The 18,242-nt window shown below is 27.7% G+C and carries 14 protein-coding genes; 8 read left to right on the forward strand and 6 right to left on the reverse strand.

The window, feature by feature from the left end:
* Positions 1-14: 14 nt before the first annotated feature.
* A complete protein-coding gene (locus ACJA25_RS01255; protein ID WP_406615947.1) occupies positions 15-254 on the reverse strand; it encodes a YneF family protein in 240 nt (79 codons plus the stop codon).
* Positions 255-348: 94 nt separating this feature from the next.
* Between ACJA25_RS01255 and smpB the strand changes: the two genes are divergently transcribed.
* Positions 349-789, forward strand: a complete 441-nt coding sequence (gene smpB / locus ACJA25_RS01260) for an SsrA-binding protein (protein ID WP_406615949.1) — start codon at positions 349-351, stop codon at positions 787-789.
* A gap of 2 nt (positions 790-791) precedes the next feature.
* Here smpB and ACJA25_RS01265 read toward each other — a convergent pair whose 3' ends face one another.
* On the reverse strand, positions 792-2,915 hold the full coding sequence (locus tag ACJA25_RS01265) for a hypothetical protein (RefSeq protein ID WP_406615951.1): 2,124 nt from the start codon (positions 2,913-2,915) through the stop codon (positions 792-794).
* Between the two features lie 108 nt (positions 2,916-3,023).
* Complete coding sequence (locus tag ACJA25_RS01270; protein ID WP_406615953.1) at positions 3,024-4,145, reverse strand: DnaJ C-terminal domain-containing protein; 1,122 nt, start codon at positions 4,143-4,145, stop codon at positions 3,024-3,026.
* A 475-nt stretch (positions 4,146-4,620) separates the two neighbouring features.
* Here ACJA25_RS01270 and parE point away from each other — a divergent pair, with 475 nt between their 5' ends.
* Together parE and parC are read left to right on the forward strand one after the other, a co-directional pair.
* Positions 4,621-6,531, forward strand: coding sequence for a DNA topoisomerase IV subunit B (gene parE, locus ACJA25_RS01275; protein ID WP_406615955.1), 1,911 nt, complete (start codon positions 4,621-4,623; stop codon positions 6,529-6,531).
* Positions 6,532-6,539: 8 nt separating this feature from the next.
* Positions 6,540-9,368: a DNA topoisomerase IV subunit A gene (gene parC, locus ACJA25_RS01280; protein WP_406615957.1), complete on the forward strand. Its 2,829-nt coding sequence runs from the start codon at positions 6,540-6,542 to the stop codon at positions 9,366-9,368.
* A 62-nt stretch (positions 9,369-9,430) separates the two neighbouring features.
* Here parC and ACJA25_RS01285 read toward each other — a convergent pair whose 3' ends face one another.
* The 3 genes from ACJA25_RS01285 to rpiB all read right to left on the reverse strand — a co-directional run bounded on the left by ACJA25_RS01285 (position 9,431) and on the right by rpiB (position 13,383).
* Positions 9,431-10,912, reverse strand: coding sequence for an endonuclease/exonuclease/phosphatase family protein (locus ACJA25_RS01285; protein ID WP_406615959.1), 1,482 nt, complete (start codon positions 10,910-10,912; stop codon positions 9,431-9,433).
* A 137-nt stretch (positions 10,913-11,049) separates the two neighbouring features.
* The gene (locus tag ACJA25_RS01290) at positions 11,050-12,822 is read right to left on the reverse strand and encodes an endonuclease/exonuclease/phosphatase family protein (protein WP_406615961.1); all 1,773 of its coding nucleotides are present in this window, start codon (positions 12,820-12,822) and stop codon (positions 11,050-11,052) included.
* A gap of 120 nt (positions 12,823-12,942) precedes the next feature.
* Positions 12,943-13,383: a ribose 5-phosphate isomerase B gene (rpiB, locus tag ACJA25_RS01295; RefSeq protein ID WP_406615963.1), complete on the reverse strand. Its 441-nt coding sequence runs from the start codon at positions 13,381-13,383 to the stop codon at positions 12,943-12,945.
* A gap of 136 nt (positions 13,384-13,519) precedes the next feature.
* Here rpiB and rpmH point away from each other — a divergent pair, with 136 nt between their 5' ends.
* The 5 genes from rpmH to ACJA25_RS01320 all read left to right on the forward strand — a co-directional run bounded on the left by rpmH (position 13,520) and on the right by ACJA25_RS01320 (position 18,164).
* Entirely contained in the window at positions 13,520-13,672 is a 153-nt protein-coding gene (rpmH, locus tag ACJA25_RS01300; RefSeq protein WP_406615965.1) for a 50S ribosomal protein L34, read from the forward strand.
* Between the two features lie 22 nt (positions 13,673-13,694).
* Positions 13,695-14,021 (forward strand): ribonuclease P protein component, encoded by a 327-nt coding sequence (gene rnpA / locus ACJA25_RS01305; protein WP_406615967.1) that lies wholly within the window; start codon positions 13,695-13,697, stop codon positions 14,019-14,021.
* Positions 14,011-16,113, forward strand: coding sequence for a membrane protein insertase YidC (yidC, locus tag ACJA25_RS01310; RefSeq protein ID WP_406615969.1), 2,103 nt, complete (start codon positions 14,011-14,013; stop codon positions 16,111-16,113). Before rnpA ends, yidC begins: the two co-directional genes overlap by 11 nt.
* Positions 16,114-16,165: 52 nt before the next feature.
* The gene (gene trmB / locus ACJA25_RS01315) at positions 16,166-16,786 is read left to right on the forward strand and encodes a tRNA (guanosine(46)-N7)-methyltransferase TrmB (RefSeq protein ID WP_406615971.1); all 621 of its coding nucleotides are present in this window, start codon (positions 16,166-16,168) and stop codon (positions 16,784-16,786) included.
* Between the two features lie 259 nt (positions 16,787-17,045).
* On the forward strand, positions 17,046-18,164 hold the full coding sequence (locus tag ACJA25_RS01320; RefSeq protein ID WP_406615973.1) for a hypothetical protein: 1,119 nt from the start codon (positions 17,046-17,048) through the stop codon (positions 18,162-18,164).
* Positions 18,165-18,242: the final 78 nt, after the last annotated feature.

An 18,242-nucleotide genomic window follows, 5' to 3' on the forward strand; every position in this document is an offset into this window, starting at 1 on the left:
GCGAAATAGTCTTTTTAATTTTCTGAATTTTTAGCGTTAGTCATAGCTCTCATCACAGATTTAATTTGTGCTTCTGAAGCTTTTCTACCCATTTGCATAAACATAACTCTAATCATTTTTTCAGTAATTGGAGGATTTTCTTTAATTTGTTTTTCAAACATTTTTTTTGTTATTAAAAAACCTAAAAAAGCACCAATTAAACCAAATAAAATGCCTACTGCTACGCATACACCAATTCAAGCACCTAGTCCCATTAATAACCTCCTAATCAAGTATCAAATCTTTTTTATTAATAAATAAGAATCATTATCAAATTATTACTTATTATATTTTATTATAATAATGAATATGTCAAAAATAATTACTAACAATAAAAGAATTTCATTTGATTATGAAATTTTAGAAACTTATGAAGCAGGTATTTCTTTGTTGGGTTGAGAAGTAAAATCAGCAAGAGCAAATACTGTTAGTTTAAGTAATTCCTTTTGTTCAATCTATAAAAATGAGGTCTTTTTAAAAGATTCTTATTTTAAGCAATACATGAATGTTAAATGTAATGAATATCGTGATCGAAAACTTTTATTACATAAAAGCGAAATTCAAAAAATCAAACGTAAATTAGATACCCAAGAATTAACTTTAGTACCTAGAAAAATCTATTTTAATTCTAGTTCAAAAATTAAGATAGAAATCGCTTTGGTTAAAGGTCTTAAAAAATATGACAAACGTCAAAAAATTAAAGAACGTGATATGAAAATGAAAATTGAAAAGCAATTCAATTTTCATTAATTTTATGTATTTACACCAATAAATGAATCTTCTGTGTAGCCAAACATACTAAAGCTAAAGCGATCTTCTCCACCATCATCTTTTGTTAATGCGACAGTAAATTGGACATATCCATGTAATGGATGCATTGGATTAGCATAAAGCTTTGTGTCTACTCAACGCTGTTTTTTATAGATGCTACTATCAAGGTCTAAACTATAATCTCATTGATCGGCCATAGATCTTATTTTGTTATATTTGCTTACTTTTCTAGAATATAGCTTTACACCTTCTAATTTTTTAAATCCAGATACTTCAAAACGTTTAATAGTTTTGGCTTCTGAATCCTTTTTCTTAATTATCATCGCAACATTTGCAGTTCCATCAAAATCATCAAAATCACAAATTGAATCTGGTGCTCTAAAGCATTCTCAACCATCAGGAACATTGATTGCTTTGTAGTAAAAATGTGAAGCATAAGAATTGCTTTTGCCAAAAGTATCAAGTTCAATTGACTCAACTAATTTGTAATCGATTTTTCTAAAATCCTTTTCTACAAAGGTTTTAGTTATAACTTTGTCAGTTTTTCTTTTTTTAATTTTATAATCATAAGTTATTTCACCAGCTAAATCATTAGTTCTTACATTTTCAATTTTATATTCATAGGTTCCTTCATCCTTGATTATGTCTCATTTAACATTATAGGAATCTTCTCATATTTTATAATCTGAGGGGTACATTTTATCCTTGTTTAAAAATTTTAAAGGCGCACTAAATTCTTCAAAATCATAAAAATAAACAAAAAAGTCATAATTGTTATCTTTTGATCTATAGTATGGCTCAGTTTTCTTTTCCATTTTTACATTTGCTCGAATATATGGTTTAGCGTGCTTTTCATCATCTACATAAGTCATATGTTCTACTTTTGCATTGTAAATGTTTTGATCATATTCAATTGTAGAAAGAATATCTTCTTCAGTTATTTCATGTGCTGTTTTTCTTTGTTCATTTTTAAAAGGAATCCTATTTACGTTGTATTGTTTTTTAGAAATATTAGTTCTAATAAAACCAGTTAGTGAAAATGGAACATCATAAATTTTGCTTGGTTCTTTTTTGTTATATATTTGAAAATAGGTTTTTATAGTATCATCATCGAAGTTATAAAATTTGTATAGTTTTGCTACATAATCTTTTTCATTACATTTATAAATAATGTCCTCAAATCTAACTTCGTCTGTATAAGTTTCATCTTTTGGTTTTCCAACACCTATTTCCATATCAAATTTTTTAAAACCATTTATTTCATAAATGTAACTATATTTAAAATTACGATTATTTTTTCATATTAAAGTGTATCCAATTCTTAAACAATCATTGTAAGCATTAGTATCTAAAGAATGAATTATTATTTCATAATTATCATGATCTACATTTTTAAAATGAACCATATCTCTAGTAACTTCAAAGTTAAAGTATTTGTAGTGGTCATCAACATATGCTTCAATATTATTTTTAGCATAGTCATTGTAATAAAACTTTTTGCTAAAAACAACAGCATTATCTTTTTTATTTAATATTTCAATGTAAAAATTCTTACCACCATCTTGAACATCTTCCATGGCTATAGATTGTCATGTATACAATTCTTTGTCAAGACCTTCTAAATCAAAGTCTCAAGTATATGAATGTCATTTGTATGGTTTATTCTTTCCAAGGTATTTTAGCTTGATATCGCTAAAACTAGTTTGCTTTTTAAAACCTGTAATTATTTTGTTTTCTAATTGAATAACATTTTTTGGATTTGCGATTTCGATAATTTTCGCATCAAAAGTTAGAGTTCCATTTTTTACGTCAGTTTCTTTAATTTTCAGATCAATTACATATTCATTTGAATTAATTCCTTCAAAATAAATTTCCTTTTCCATAATTTGATCTGCATATTTTTTCTCTTTATTATCGGCATCAAAATTTATTTGTTTTTTAAAATTTCTCATCTTGTCATTTTCATCTTGAGCTTTTGATTTGTCTTGATCTTTTTGACTAGACTTTTTAAATTTTCAAAACTCTTTTGTAAAAACGCATGTAGATGAAAGAGTTGGTGCAGCTGCTAATAAAGCAAAAGCGGATATTCATTTATATTTTTTCATTTAAACCTTTCTTGTCCCACTTATATATGTACAAAAAATGAAAAATTTGAAAAAAATTTTTTAAAAAAAATAAAAACTCACATTCTAATGTGAATATGAGTTTAGTTATTATTTAGAAGTGCTAACTTCTTTTACAAAATCATCATTAGTATTATCTTTAAAACCTGATATTCTGCTTGCTAAATTTGCATATTGACCAGGAGTTAAATCTGCCATAACAACTTCGATTTTAATTTTTAAGTCTCCAACAGAGGTTTTAGTTCTTACACCTTTACCAGCTAGTTTTAAGATAGTTCCATTTTTGTAAGTGTTTTTTAATTTAATTGTTTCTACTCCATAAGGTGTAGGAATTTTTATTGTGTTTTCTAAAACAATATCAAGGAATGAAACAGGAATTTTTAAATATAAAGTATTTCCTTCTCTTTTGAAAAATTTATGAGGTGCAACTTCAATGAGTAAATAAAGATCTCCAGCAGGACCACCATTACGTCCTTTTTCACCATAACCTTCAACTCTAATTTTCTTACCGTTTTCTGTACCGGGTGCTATGTTAAGAGTAACAGTTTTAATCTTTTTAAGAATTTGCTCTCCATTACATGAAGTACATTTTTCAGTAATTACTTTACCAGTACCTCTACATCTTGAACAAGTTGAAATTACTTCAGTTGAGCCAAAAAGACCTTTTTTAATAATTTTAACTTTACCATTACCTTTACATTCACCACAAAGTTTTATAGAACTTTTGGTTTTAGCTCCAGTACCATGGCAAAATGAACAATTTTCATATTTAGTTAACTTTTGTTCAATTTTTTTACCAACCATTGATTCGTGGAACGAAATCTTAATTTTGGTTAATAAATCTTGACCTTTCATTGGCTTAGAAGCAGCTTCTGAAGTCCCACCAAAAATGTCTTGTCCACCACCACCGAAAATAGTGCTAAAGAAAGAATCGAATCCACCAAAACCGCTAAAGCCTGAAGCGCCTGAAAATCCTGAACCACCCGCATCAGGACCATCTGGTCCATACAAGTCATATTCCTTACGTTTTTCAGCATCACTTAGAGTGTCATATGCCTCATTTAATTCACGCATTTTAGCATCGCTTGAACCATCTTTTAAAATATCTGGATGGTATTTCATTGCTAATTTACGGTAAGCGGTTTTTATTTCTTTTTCTGTGGCATTTTTTGAAATGCCTAACACTTCATAATAATCTCTTTTACTAGCCATAATATAACTTATTTTAGCACATTTATGCTTTAAGTGCTAATTATTATTAAACATATAAGTTTTATTATGAATTCTCAAACAAAATATCCTTTTTCATAATTTATAAAAGTGGTTCGAAAATTACATTTGTTAAATAAATAATAAACAAAAACAAACAGAAAAAATTAAATCCAATTTCCTTATTAAATCAAAATACTTTAAACTAATAAAACATCATTATTTTTGTTTCTTGCACACACTAAGTTATTAAGAAATAAATTTATTATGGTAATAAAATTGGTTTATTTACTTTTTTAAAATTTTTATTAACTTTTCTCATTGACCAATTTTAAATTGTACAAAACAAAAAATAACAAAAGTATGCAATAGAATACTTATTTTTTGTGAGACTATGTAACATTTTGTTTGAGAATTTTTGCTTCATATTTTTGTCCATTTTTTTAAATAAATCAACATTTAATTTATAATAAAAATTATGACTAATTATGATGAAAGTAGTATTCAACAGCTAAAAGGTTTAGACGCTGTTAAAAAAAGACCTGGAATGTACATCGGTAGTACCGATGTTAATGGTTTACACCATTTAGTTTGAGAAATTGTTGACAATTCTATTGATGAGGCATTGGGTGGTTTTGCTGATGAAATTAATGTGACTTTGACTAAGGGAGGATCAGTCATTGTAGCGGATAATGGAAGAGGTATTCCTGTTGGGAAAACTCCTTCTGGAAAAACAGCAGTGGAATTAGTTTTTACTGAATTGCACGCTGGTGGTAAGTTTAATGAAGGAGCATACAAAACATCAGGAGGACTCCATGGAGTAGGTTCTTCTGTTGTTAATGCTTTGTCAAATAAATTGATTGCTACCGTTTATAGAGACAAAGGTATTTATGAAACAATTTTTGAAAAAGGTGACAAAATAGTTCAACGTACCAAGTTATTAGGTTCAACAAATAAACACGGAACTACTGTTGAATTTTGACCAAATTATGAAGTTTTTAAATATGCTAAATTAAGTTTTGAAGTTATTTCTGAAAGACTTAGAGAAAGTTCATTTTTAGTTGGTGGTTTAAAAATTTCTATTCATGATGAATTAACTGATAAAAAGAATGTTTTTTATTATGAAAATGGTCTTCATGCCTATATTGATTTTATCAATGATTCAAAAAATCAAATAGGTGCTATTTATACTTTTAAAGAAACCAAAAACGAAATCGAAGTAGAATGTGGTTTTCAATATACTGATAGTTATAATGAAACCATCATTAGTTTTGTAAACAATGTTAAAACCAAAGATGGCGGAACTCATGAAATTGGGTTAAAGACTGCATTAACTAAAGTGTTTAATGAATTTGCTTTAGAACAAAAAGCATTAAAAGGGAAAAACACTTTTGATGGTGAAGATATAAGAGAAGGAATAACCTTAGTTTTATCTTTAAAAATTCCTGAAAAGTATTTGGAATTTGTTAGTCAAACCAAAGACAAATTAGGAACTCCAGAAGCTAAAAGTGTGGTTGATGAAATTGTTTCTAAACATTTTAGAATTTGAATAAATGAAAACAAACAACTAGCAAAAAACATTTTAGAAAAAATTAAAAAAGCATCAGAATCTAGAGCTGCTGCTAGAAAAGCAAGATTAGAAGCTAGATCAAACAAAAACGCTCTAAAAGAAAAACAAATTTTAAGTGGAAAATTAACCCCTGCTCAAAGTAAAAACTCATGAGAAAAAGAATTATTTTTAGTTGAGGGTGATTCTGCTGGTGGATCAGCAAAATTAGGTAGAGATAGAAAATATCAAGCTATTTTACCTTTACGTGGTAAGGTTATTAATACCGAAAAAGCAAGGTTGTTTGAAATTTTAAAAAATGAAGAAATAGCAACTATTATTAACACCATTGGTGCTGGTGTAGGTGAAGATTTTGAAATTGAAAAAGCACAATATGGCAAAGTGGTTATTATGACTGATGCTGATACCGATGGTGCTCATATTCAAATATTGCTTCTAACTTTCTTTTTTAGACATATGCGTCAATTGATTGAAAAAGGAAGAGTTTATATAGCAATGCCTCCTTTGTTTAAAATCTCTTCAAAACTTAAAAAAGATATTGTTTATGCTTGAGATGAACAAGAATTAAGAAAAATTTTAGAAAAACCCGGTTATAAAGCAGCAGAAGTTCAAAGATATAAAGGTCTTGGCGAAATGAACGCTGAACAACTTTGAGAAACTACAATGAATCCAAAAAGCAGAACTTTAATTAAAGTAAAAATTGAAGATGCTGCTTTAGCAGAAAGAAGAGTTTCAACCTTAATGGGTGATAATGTTGAACCAAGAAAAGAATGAATTAATAAAAATGTTGAATTTTCACTAGAAGATAACTTTGATATTTAGGAGTTACAATGAGTAAAAAGAAAAATGAAATTATTGACGAACAAAGTTTAATTAATAACTTAGAAAATAGTGAAAACAACATTATTAAAGAAAATCTTGATTCAATTATGTCTGACCGTTTTGGTAGATATTCAAAATACATTATTCAACAAAGAGCATTACCAGATGTTAGAGATGGGCTAAAACCAGTTCAAAGAAGAATTTTATATTCAATGTATGAATTAGGATTGCAACACACTAAACCATACAAAAAATCTGCTCGGGTAGTTGGGGATGTTATTGGTAAATATCACCCTCATGGTGATAGTTCCATTTATGAAGCAATGGTACGGATGGCTCAAGATTGAAAAATGGGAATCACATTACTAGATATGCATGGTAATGTCGGTTCTATTGATGATGACCCTGCCGCTGCTATGCGGTACACCGAAATTAGATTGGCAAAAATTGCGGATTATGTAATTGGTGATTTAAAAAAGAACACTGTTAAATTTGCGCCCAATTTTGATGATTCAGAAAAAGAACCAACAGTTTTACCTTCTTTAATTCCTAACCTTTTAGTAAATGGAGCAAAAGGGATTGCAGCTGGTTTTGCCACTGAAATGCCACCACATAACTTAGGTGAAGTTTTAGATGCAGCAATAGCTAAAATCAAAAAACCGAATATGCCTATTTTACAGTTAAATAAGTTTATTTTAGGACCTGATTTTCCTACTGGTGGAGTAATTTATGGAACCAAAGGAATTGAAGAATCTTTTGAAACTGGAAAAGGAAAAATTACCTTAGTTTCTAAATACAAATTTTACGAAGATGAAAATAATAAATATATTGAAATCATCGAAATACCTTTTGGAGTAATTAAATCAAAGTTAGTTCACGATATCGATACAATTGTTGTTAATGAATCAATCTCTGGACTTTTAGAAGTTAAAGACCAATCCGATCGTAAAGGAATTAGCATTTTAATTACTTTGGACAAAAATGCTAATGAAAAAGTAATAGTTAATTACTTATTACAAAAAACTGAAATGCAAGTTTATTACAACTATAACAATGTTGCTATAGTTGACAATTCGCCTAAATTATTAAACTTAAATCAATTGCTAGAAAATTACATTAACCATTTAAAAGATGTTAAAACTAAAGTACTGATTTTTGATTTAGAAAAAGCTAAATTAAGATTAGAAATTGTTTTAGGGTTTTTAAAAGTAGCAGAAATTACTGATGAAGTAATTAAAGTTATTCGTCAAAGTGAAAATGGAAAACAAGGAGTTATTGAGAATTTGATTTCCCATTTTGGCTTTACTGAAAACCAAGCAGTTGCTATTGCTGAATTAAGACTTTACCGTTTAAGCAAAACTGATAAAGAAGCCTTTTTATTAGAAAAACAAGATTTAGAAAATCAAATTGCTCATATGGAATTGTTATTATCAAATCCAGAAGAATTTGATAAATACTTAATTCAAACCTTGAAAGACATTAAAAAAGAATTTGCAGTTCCTAGAAAAACCACTATCGAAGAAGAATCACTTAGAATTTCATATAGTGAAGCAGATTTAGTTAAACATGAAAATGTTATTATCACTGTTTCAAAACATGGATATTTCAAAAGATTTAGCAAGAAAATGGAAGAAACTAATGATTTAAGAGTTATTGGTGTTAAAGAAGATGACAAAATCATTTACTATGATAATACCGCTACAACTAACAACTTATTAGTTTTTACCAACTTAGGTAATTATGCGATTATTCCTGTGTTTAAAATTGAAGAAACTAAATGAAAAGAATATGGGGTTCATCTTAGTGATTTTGTGGAATTATCATCTGGTGAAGAACTTGTTTCAGTAATTAATGTGACTGATTTTAATATTCTTAATTATGTTTGCTTATTTACTAAAAAAGGAACTGGTAAAAGAGTTGTATTAAATGATTTTATGGTTTCTAGAACTAGCAAAACATTTGTTGCTATCAATTTAAAAGATGGTGACGAATTAATAGGTGCAAAACTATCAAATGGATATAAAGATGTTATTTTAGTTTCAAGTATGGGTTATGCTTGAAGATATTCAGAAAATGAAGTTCAAATCTATGGAACTAAATCTGGTGGAACCAATTCATGTCATTTATATCCTGGAGATTATTTATGTGGTTTTGTAACTGCTTTTGGAAAAGAAACTATCACCTTAATTTTCAAAGATAAATTCATTAAAAGAATTAAATTCCAAGATGTTCCAATTACTACTAAAAAAACAGTTGGAATTCCAATTTATTTAAATAGTAAAAATAAACCATTACATATAACTGATATTAGTGTTACTCGTTCTTCAACTAAAATTTTGGTTAAAAATATTGATAATGAAACTTTCTTGGAAAAAGTTAGTGATTATCCAATTAGCAAGGTTCATGAAGGAGTTTCAAAAATCAAAACTCCAAATGTTGAATATTCTACTTTAAAAATATTTGAAACTACTTTATCAATTGATGAGGAAATCAATAATCAAACTCAAACCATTGAAATTGATTTATCAGATTTAATGAATTCTAAAGATGATGAAATTAAAACTAATGTCAAACTTCCTAAATCGCCTAAGTCTAAAAAAGAAAAAATCAATCCTAATGAGGATAATCAAACATTAGAATTAGATGATTTTGAAACCAAACTTCAACAAAAACGTGAAGAAAATGCTAATTCAACTGAGAAAAAAACTAAGATTAATAAATATGAAAAATCTAATTTAACCGAAGAGCAAATTATGCGACAAGCCGAAGCTAAATTAGAATCAGTTATTGATTTTGATATTGATAGTATTTTAAATAAACTTAACAAAAAGAAATAAAAAAATCATTTTTTCACCTTATTTATAATGTGATAAGGAAAAAATGATTTTTTATTTATTCATTATTTTGGATCGTTAGAATTCAATTCTAAATCAAAATATGTAGGACAGTGATCAGAAACAAAACCGTAGATAGCTCTCACTTCACTTGTTGGAGGGTTACTTGCATTTGAACTAGCATAGTTAAATCAATCACTATGTGAATTTATTGTTGCAAATTGGAAGATATTGTCTGTTGGAAAATCATATATTTTATAGAAACCAACATTCGAATATCTTAAATTTGAATTGAAAATAATTTTGTCATATGGTTCACCATATTTACCAATAGTTTGTTTTAATGATGTAGCATTTTCTGCTGTATCATCTATTAACATTTTATATTCAGGTCTATTATTTAATCATTCAAAAGCAATACCTGCTTTTTTCTTTTTAATGTTTGTATCACCTTGGAATATGATATCGTCATCATCAGCTTCTTTGTTAAATCAATCTAAAGTATGTTGTAAATTTCATGCATCATTGTATTCACCAGAACCACCATTTCCGGCTTTAACTTCACCTGCTTTAACACCAGGGCCATCAAAGTGACAAACAACAAAAGTAAAATCGTTTTTAATATTTGAGAACTTAGATTCAAATCTTACACCATATGGGGCTCTTGAATATTTTGTTCAATCTCCACCAAAATGAGTTTCATAAGTAGAATTATCATAGAATTTACCAACACTACCATCTTTAAATGCGATAGTATCAACTAAATTAGATTTATATACAAATGCAGCACCATAATCTGCTTGACCACCTTGGCCAGCATTAGCAACACCATATTTATCAGAAGTTATACTCTTTCAACTATTATTTGTATTATTTTTTTGTTCAATTTCATTTAATAAGTCGGCTAATTTTTGAGGAGAAGTTCCATCACCATCAACTTCTGTTAAACCACAAATGTCAAATTTATTGTGATAAATTATAGAAGCAATTGCCTCCCCTTTTGGTTTTCTTTCTGAGAAAGAACCTTCAGAGAATTGGCAAACATTTCAATGCGCTAATTTTAAATTATATGTGTCTCCGGTAGGTTCAGGTGTAATACCACCACCCCCGCCGTTGTTACCTCCGCCACCACCATTGTTATTATTTCCTTCTAAGAATTTAGTAACTTCAACTCAGATGTATTCTTGTTTTTTGGTTTTGTTTAAGGTTAATTCAACTAAAACTAAATAATAAACTTTGTTATCTTTTGATTGTTGTCCTGAGCATTCTTTAATATCAACTTTAATGCTTGGATCAACTCCTTCAGAATTTGCGATTGTTCAAGTTTTTAATTTTTGTAAAAATTCAGGTGTAGTAATGTTTTCGTTTTTCTTTAAAACAGTTCCTTTTGTAGGTATCAAGGTTAATGTCTTTGCATAGTTTTCTAATTTAGCTTTTTCTTTCTTATTTTCACAAGATGCTGACAATGTTAAATTAGCAATAGTTAATGCAGCAGAACCTAGAATTAATGATGTTAAAAGAATTTTTCTTTTCTTTGTAAATGACATAATATTTCCCTAATCTTTTTTAATACTTAATTAGTTTATACTATTAAGTATGGTGTGGAAATAAAAAGGAATTTTTACACATTTTGTACAGGAACAAAAAAATGACCTGAAATCACTTCAAGTCATTTTTTAAATGCCTATTTAGGGTCATTAGCGTTTAATTCTAAATCGTAGTAAGTAGGACAATGATCTGATAAATAGTTGTATATGGCACCTCTAGCAGGAACTGTTCCTTGTGATTCACAATATCTTAATCAACTATCATATCCAGAAAATCCTTGGTTATATCATGGGAAAGTTATTTCTTTATCGTCAGGGAAATTTCAAATGTTATAAATTCCAGCATTATGTGCTCTTAAATTTGAAAAATGAACTATTTTGTCATATGAACTACTTAAACCACCAGATGTATCTAATGAAGTTAACCCATCAATTAACATTTTGTGTTCGCTAGTTAATGATGCAAATGCTTGGCTTGTAGCGCTTTCAGGAATGTTTGTATCACCTTGGAAGATTAAATCATCATCACCATCTGCTTGTTCTTGTAATCAAGATAAAACATTAGGGATATTGTATGCTTCATTAGCTTCGCAAGAACCAACACCAGCACCAATTCCAGCTTTTATTTCACCGTTTTTGTTTTTATCACCGGGACCATCAAAGTGAGAAATAGCAAATGAGAAGTTAACATTTTCCATTTTTTCAATGTTTGCTTGTCATTTTACACAATATGGTGTTCTTTCATATTCGTTTAAACCACCACCAAATTTATTTACAAAGTTAGAATTATCATAGAATTTACCAACAGAACCATCTTTAAATGTAATTGGTTTTACAATGTTTGTTTTGTAAACAAAGCCAGCTGCTTTATCACCATGTGCTGCTTGTTCTATACTTCTTCCGTTTGATTTTTTATAATCTCCAAGAATATAACTTCACTTAACATTTGAACCTTTTGATTGTTCAATTTCATTTAACAAGTCAGCAATTGCTGGAATAACTTTTAATCCATCAACCTCAGTTAAACCGCAAACGTCAAGTTTTAGTCTATGAATAATCGCAGCAATAGCTTGACCTTTTGGTTTTCTTTTCTTAAGAGCGTTGTCCCCAAAATTACATATGTTTCAATGTGCTAATCTAACATTGTACGTATCACCATCAGGTGCAGGAGTTGGAGGAACTATAGGGCCAGGTCCAGGTTCTGGGGTGCTTTGATCGATTTTAAATCCTTCATATTTTTTCTCAATAGCAATTCTTAAAGAAGGATGTTTTTTGCTAAATAATTTAGCTTTAATTGTCAAAGTTCCTTTTTTGTTATTTGCTACAAGATCAGAAATTAAGTATGAAAAATTTTCTTCATTTAATCCTTGAATTTCAATTTGATCATTTGAAACTTCAGAAGGTTTTACATTTTTATTAGTGAATTTAAACTCAATTTCTTGTTGTTTTAATTCTGCAAGAATTTGATCTTTTTCTTCTTTGTCAATGTTTTGATCTTCTTTTGGTTCTTTTAAAAAGTTGGTTATATCAATATTTAATTCTTTAGTTATAGAAGTTTTATTTAATGAAATTTTGATAGCAGTTTTTAAATAAACTCTTCCATTTTGAATAGAAATTCCATAAATATCTACAACTGAAATTTTGATTTTTTCATCAATTCCTTCAGAATTAAAAAGTTGTCATTTTTGAACTTCATCAATAAAGTCTTTGGCAGTTAGATTTCGATTTTCATCAATTTCTGTTTCTTTGGTAGGTAAAAGTTGTAAAGTTTTTGAATATTGTTCAATTACATTAAGATCATTATTTTCTTTTTTACAAGAACTAGCAAATATCAATGATGATAAAGATAAAATGCTTGCACTAGCAGTTAAAGAAAACAATAGTAGTTTTGTTTTTTTATTTTTAAACATTTTTATTTCCTAAATAAAATTTATAATAATTTTAATTACTGTAAAAGCATAAATGAATACGGCAAAAAATGAAAAATAAAAAAGGAAATTTACACATTGTAAAATACGTAATTTCCTTTATTAAAATTCATCAATTTGTTCAATTCTTGCTTGATGTCTTCCACCTTCATATTCGGTGTTAACTCATTCATCAAACATTTTTTTAGCTTGCTCTTCACTAGTTTGTCTTCCACCAAAAACAAGTACATTAGCATTATTGTGTAAAGAAGCCAAATGAGCATCTTCTATTGAAGTACATCTTGCTGCTCTAATTCCTTTGTGTCTGTTAAGAGCATAAGAAATTCCTAAACCAGTGCCACAAATAGCAATACCTAAATTCGCTTTGTCTTTTAAAACTTCTTTAGCAACATTGTGTCCTTGTATTGCATAAGAAACAGGAGTTAGCCCATTTTCTGGCCCTAAATCAATAACTTCAAAACCTTTGGTTTTAGCATATTGAATTAGTGAATTTTTTAATTCAACACCACCATGGTCGCTTCCAAAAATAATTTTTTTGTTCATATAACCTCTTTTTTGTGTTTAATATTTGAAATATCTACTTATTTGTAAAACATTTTTTAATATTTTATTCCTTTTATATTAAAATAATTAAATATATATTTCATTAGTGTTCACACTATATTATAAGGAGAAAATTATGAGCAGTTTTAGAACTTATCAACCTAATAAATTAAAACATGTTAAAACTCATGGTTTTAGAGCTAGAATGGCTACAGCAAACGGTAGAAAAGTATTAGCAGCTAGAAGAGCAAAAGGAAGAGCAAGATTAACAGTTTCAGACGCTAAATAATGTTAATTTGTCTTAATTTCATATGAAAAAGAAATATAGACTTCAAAAAAATTGACAATTTGAAGAAATTATAAATGGTAAAAAACAACTAATCAATAAGTATTTAGTTGTTTATTATTTGCCCAACAATGAATTCAAAATAGGTATTACTGTACCAAAAAAGTTTTGTAACGCAGTTAAAAGAAATTTTTATAAAAGACAACTTAAATCGATAATTCATTCATTAAACATTTATGAGTTAAAGTACAAGTTTGTTTTTATTTTAAGGAAAGAATTTTTAACTCAAAATTACAAAATTAAGTTTGAGACAACTCAAAAACTTTTTGAAAAGATTAAACATGGAAAATAGATCAAAGAATTTTGACTTCTTCACTGAGAGCGATAACTCAATCAAAAAGAAGAATTTATGAAAACGAATCTGGTTCTGAGTAAGAATCGTTCTTTATTTATTCCTTTTTGCCCTTGCTTCCTCTGGTTGCATTCAAACTTGTGTGGTTAAAAGTTCCAACTATACAGGTTCAGGGATGGAGTTTTACAAAAACAAATCTGAAGTAGCACCAAGAGCAATTGCGTTTAATGCTATCAATGAAAATGGGCGTGTTACTAATGAAAATAGTGATACTGCCTATAAATATGCTAAAGATAACAATGCTAATATTCACATCAATAAAAGAGACCATAGTGAAATACTAGAAAAATTACATAAGCAAAATACTGAAAACAAAAATGCTTTAGGCGAATATTCAACCTATTCATCTGCAATAATTTTTGCTGATGAAAAAGACAAAAGTAAATTTGTTCATAATGAAAATGGTAAATATTTATTTTTTGCAGGTCTTTCTTTAGATAAAGATAGACAAAAACATCACAAAACAGTGAAGGATGTTTTAGAATCAAGAAAAGATAAAGAATTATATAAACCACTTTATGATACTTATAATGATATTCATTGATTTTCATTTAACACTTATAAACTTACAAGTGGAAAAGTATTACTAAACGCATTAGTTGGATTGCCTTTTGTTAAAGGTGCCACTGAAGGACAATGAGTTCTAAAACAAGAATATTTAAGAAGTGAAAAGATTTTGGAATATACAATTGATCCTAAAAAACATGATCAAACAACATTGTTAGCTAAAAGTGATTTAGATACTAGTTATGTACAAAAAGGTGGAGGAAATAGAAAACTCACAAGCATCACTAGTTTAACTGAAATAAATGGTTTAGAACAAACAAGTTATAAAAGTAGAATACTTTATTCTAGAGATATCTTAGAAACTTTATATCGTAAAACCTTTAGTAAAAAGTTTTATACTGAAAAATTAGAAAAGTCAATCAAAGATAGACATCTAGAAGCAGAAGTTAAAAATATTTATGATTACATCAAGTGAATTGATAAACAAATAGACATTGATAAAACAATGACTTTTAATGATGATGAAAAACTTTTAATCAACACTTATCAAAGTGTAATGTACGAATATACTAATTTAATTAATTTAAGTGCTTCTATTTACACTTACACTGGTCATGATAAAAAAGGTAAAGAAATAGAATTAAGTGCATATGATTATACTTCTGGAACTTCTAGCTTTGTACCTGATGATAAAGCGCCATTAAACACAGATGCTGAAGTTCAAAAACCAATTTATAATGCTCAAGGATATTGAAGACACGGACCATTTTATGGTTTCTTTGTTTGACCATTAGCCTTAATAACACAAGGACTAAGATCTTCAATGCCTAATATGTATGGTTGAGCATCTATATTCACAATTATAATTGTTGTAATTTTAACAAGAGCAATTCAACTTTCATTAACTTGAAAATCAATAGTTAATCAATCAAAACAAGATGACATAAAAGCTAAAAAAGCAAAAATTGATGCTAAGTATGCTGAATACGATAAAAGTAATAAGCAAATGAAAGCAAGACATCAACAAGAAATAATGGAACTTTATAAAAAGAATGGTATCAATCCAATAGATAGTTTTGTAACTGCTATTGTAAGTATGCCAATCTTCGTTGCTATTTGACGGGCTATTCAGTGTATTCCTGAAATTAAATCAACACATTGAGCAGGTATAGATTTTTCTTCTACTAGTTGAAGAGAAATAATTTCTGGAAATTGAATTTACTTATGAATTTTAGCGCTCTCGTTAGCAATTCAAGCTGTATCACAATTCTTACCTAAGTGGTTAAATATGAAGAAATTCAAAGAAAGAACTACTTTAGAAGATAAAGCTGCCTTGAAAAAAGCAGATAGGATGCAAAACATTATGGCTATTGGTTTCTTATTCCTTACAGTAGTATTTTCTGCTGGTGTTCAAGTATATTGAGTTATTGGTGGTATTTGAACAATAGGACAAGTATTAGCAATTCACTACTTTAAAAAGAGTAAGTACTACCGGGAAAAATTCTTACAAAAGAAAAAAACCTAGTTAAATATAAAAATCAGTTTATACTGGTTTTTTTAATGAAATAAAGGAAAAAATGAGATTAAAATTCGACAAAAGTGCGTTAGAAAAATTACAAGCATCAATCTTTTTGGAATCCCAAAGACCAATTGAATTAAATCAAGATACCATTTTAGAAATTGGCATGGGTAAGGGCGAAATGCTTACAAATATGGCTAAGTTAATTCCTGATAAAAAATTTATTGGGTTAGAAAAATTTGCCACCGTTGCTGCTAAAGCATTAATAAATGCTAACAATTATCAATTAAACAATTTCAAAATTGTAATCGATGATGCTAAAAATTTAGACCAAATATTCAAAGGACAAACCAATGAAATTTGATTAACTTTTAGCGATCCATGACCTAAAAAAAGACATACCAAAAGAAGATTAACTTATAAAAGCTACTTAGCGTTGTATCAACGAATTTTATCTAGTGATGGATTATTAAAAATCAAAACTGATAATGATACCTTCTTTGCTTATTCTATTGAATCCTTAAAAGAAGCAAATTGACAAATCATTGATTCAACTAATGATTTTCATAACCATAAAGACTATACTCCTGAGTTTCAAACTAACTATGAAATTAAGTGAAGCTCACAAGGAAAAAACATTAATTATTTAATAGCAAAACCTCCTAAACCAAAACAATAATCCTCTTAAAGCAAAGGGATTATTTTTTATTTTTTAAACTGTTATAAGTGTTTAAAATTAGTATGTAATTTTAAAATCATTTTTTACTTATTTTCCTATAAATAAGATTAAAATGAATATTTTCTTTTTATAACTCCGAAATAAAAAACTAGTAAATTTAACTATTGCTTATGAAATCAATGGAAATGTTTCAAACCAAATATGATATAATTGTAAAAGTTATTTTTGAAATAAAATTAAACCTTTAAAAAGGAACGAAATGAATAAACAAAAATATTTATTTTTAACTAGTTTAGCTTCTTTAAGCATTGCTACATTAATTACTCCTAGTTGTGCATCCTTAAAAAAATCAATTGAAAATGAAGTACCAAAAAAATGAGATACATATTCTTTGCTAGATGAAAAAATAATTTTTAATCAAGATAATTCACCTAAAGATATAACTATCAAATCTGTTGAAAATGAATTTTACAAAAATGTAATTGATTTTGACTATGTTTTAGAGTCTAGAATTATTTCTTTTTACACAAAAAATACTCTTCCATTTGATTTTAGGGAAAAGGAAGAAATTGAACAATCTTCTACAAAAGAAGAGTCTAATTATAATCGACTTAGAGTATGTCATCCAATCGCAAGAGAAAGAAAACCAAAAGAAGTTTTTAAAAGATTTACAGGTCATAAGAATAATTTTCTTTTTGACTTTCATACAAATATTTTTTTAGGTCAAAAATCATCTTTTGTTAATGAGTACCAGACTAAAATGGTTCCACAACTTCCTAAATTAGATTATGAAGATAAAAAATTTTTTTATGATGACATCTATCATTTTGATCATCATGAAAATTCTAAGCTAATTGCTGAATTAAGCAAAGACACAAAAAAATATTTATTTTTTACAGGAACAAATCTGCATAGTCCTTTTGTAATAGATGATGAAAATGGAAAAAAAATAAGATTTAAAACTTTTTATTGATTGCCTTATATAAAGGAGAACAAAATTCATTTTGTTAGAACAATAAGAAATAATATATTTGTTTCAGATATTTTAAAAAGAAAAAGCCGTAATAATATTAGAGATGTTATGATGGAAACAAACATTTTTGACATTGAAAAATTAGCTAAAAAATTAAACTTACCCGCTAATGAAGAATTTGATGTTCAAAAACATGTTGTTGTAGAAAATGATGTTTATTTCCGTAATTTTTCCGATAGTTATAGACAAAATATGATCATGACTAAGTATGACTTAATTGATAAAATAGGAACTACCAATTCAAGAAAAAGAACTATTAGAAAAATGATTGAAAAAATAAATAGAAAAGACAATGACTTATTCTCATGGCAATTTGAATATGATGGTTATGATACCTGATGTTAATAATTAAAAAATACATTATGAATCACAAGCGATAATGTGTTTTTTATTAAAGTTGGATTTATCTTTATTTTTTCTTTC

Origin of the sequence: Mycoplasmopsis hyopharyngis, from assembly GCF_045276885.1 — a bacterium.
Classification (GTDB): Bacteria; Bacillota_I; Bacilli_A; order Mycoplasmatales; family Metamycoplasmataceae; genus Mycoplasmopsis; species Mycoplasmopsis hyopharyngis.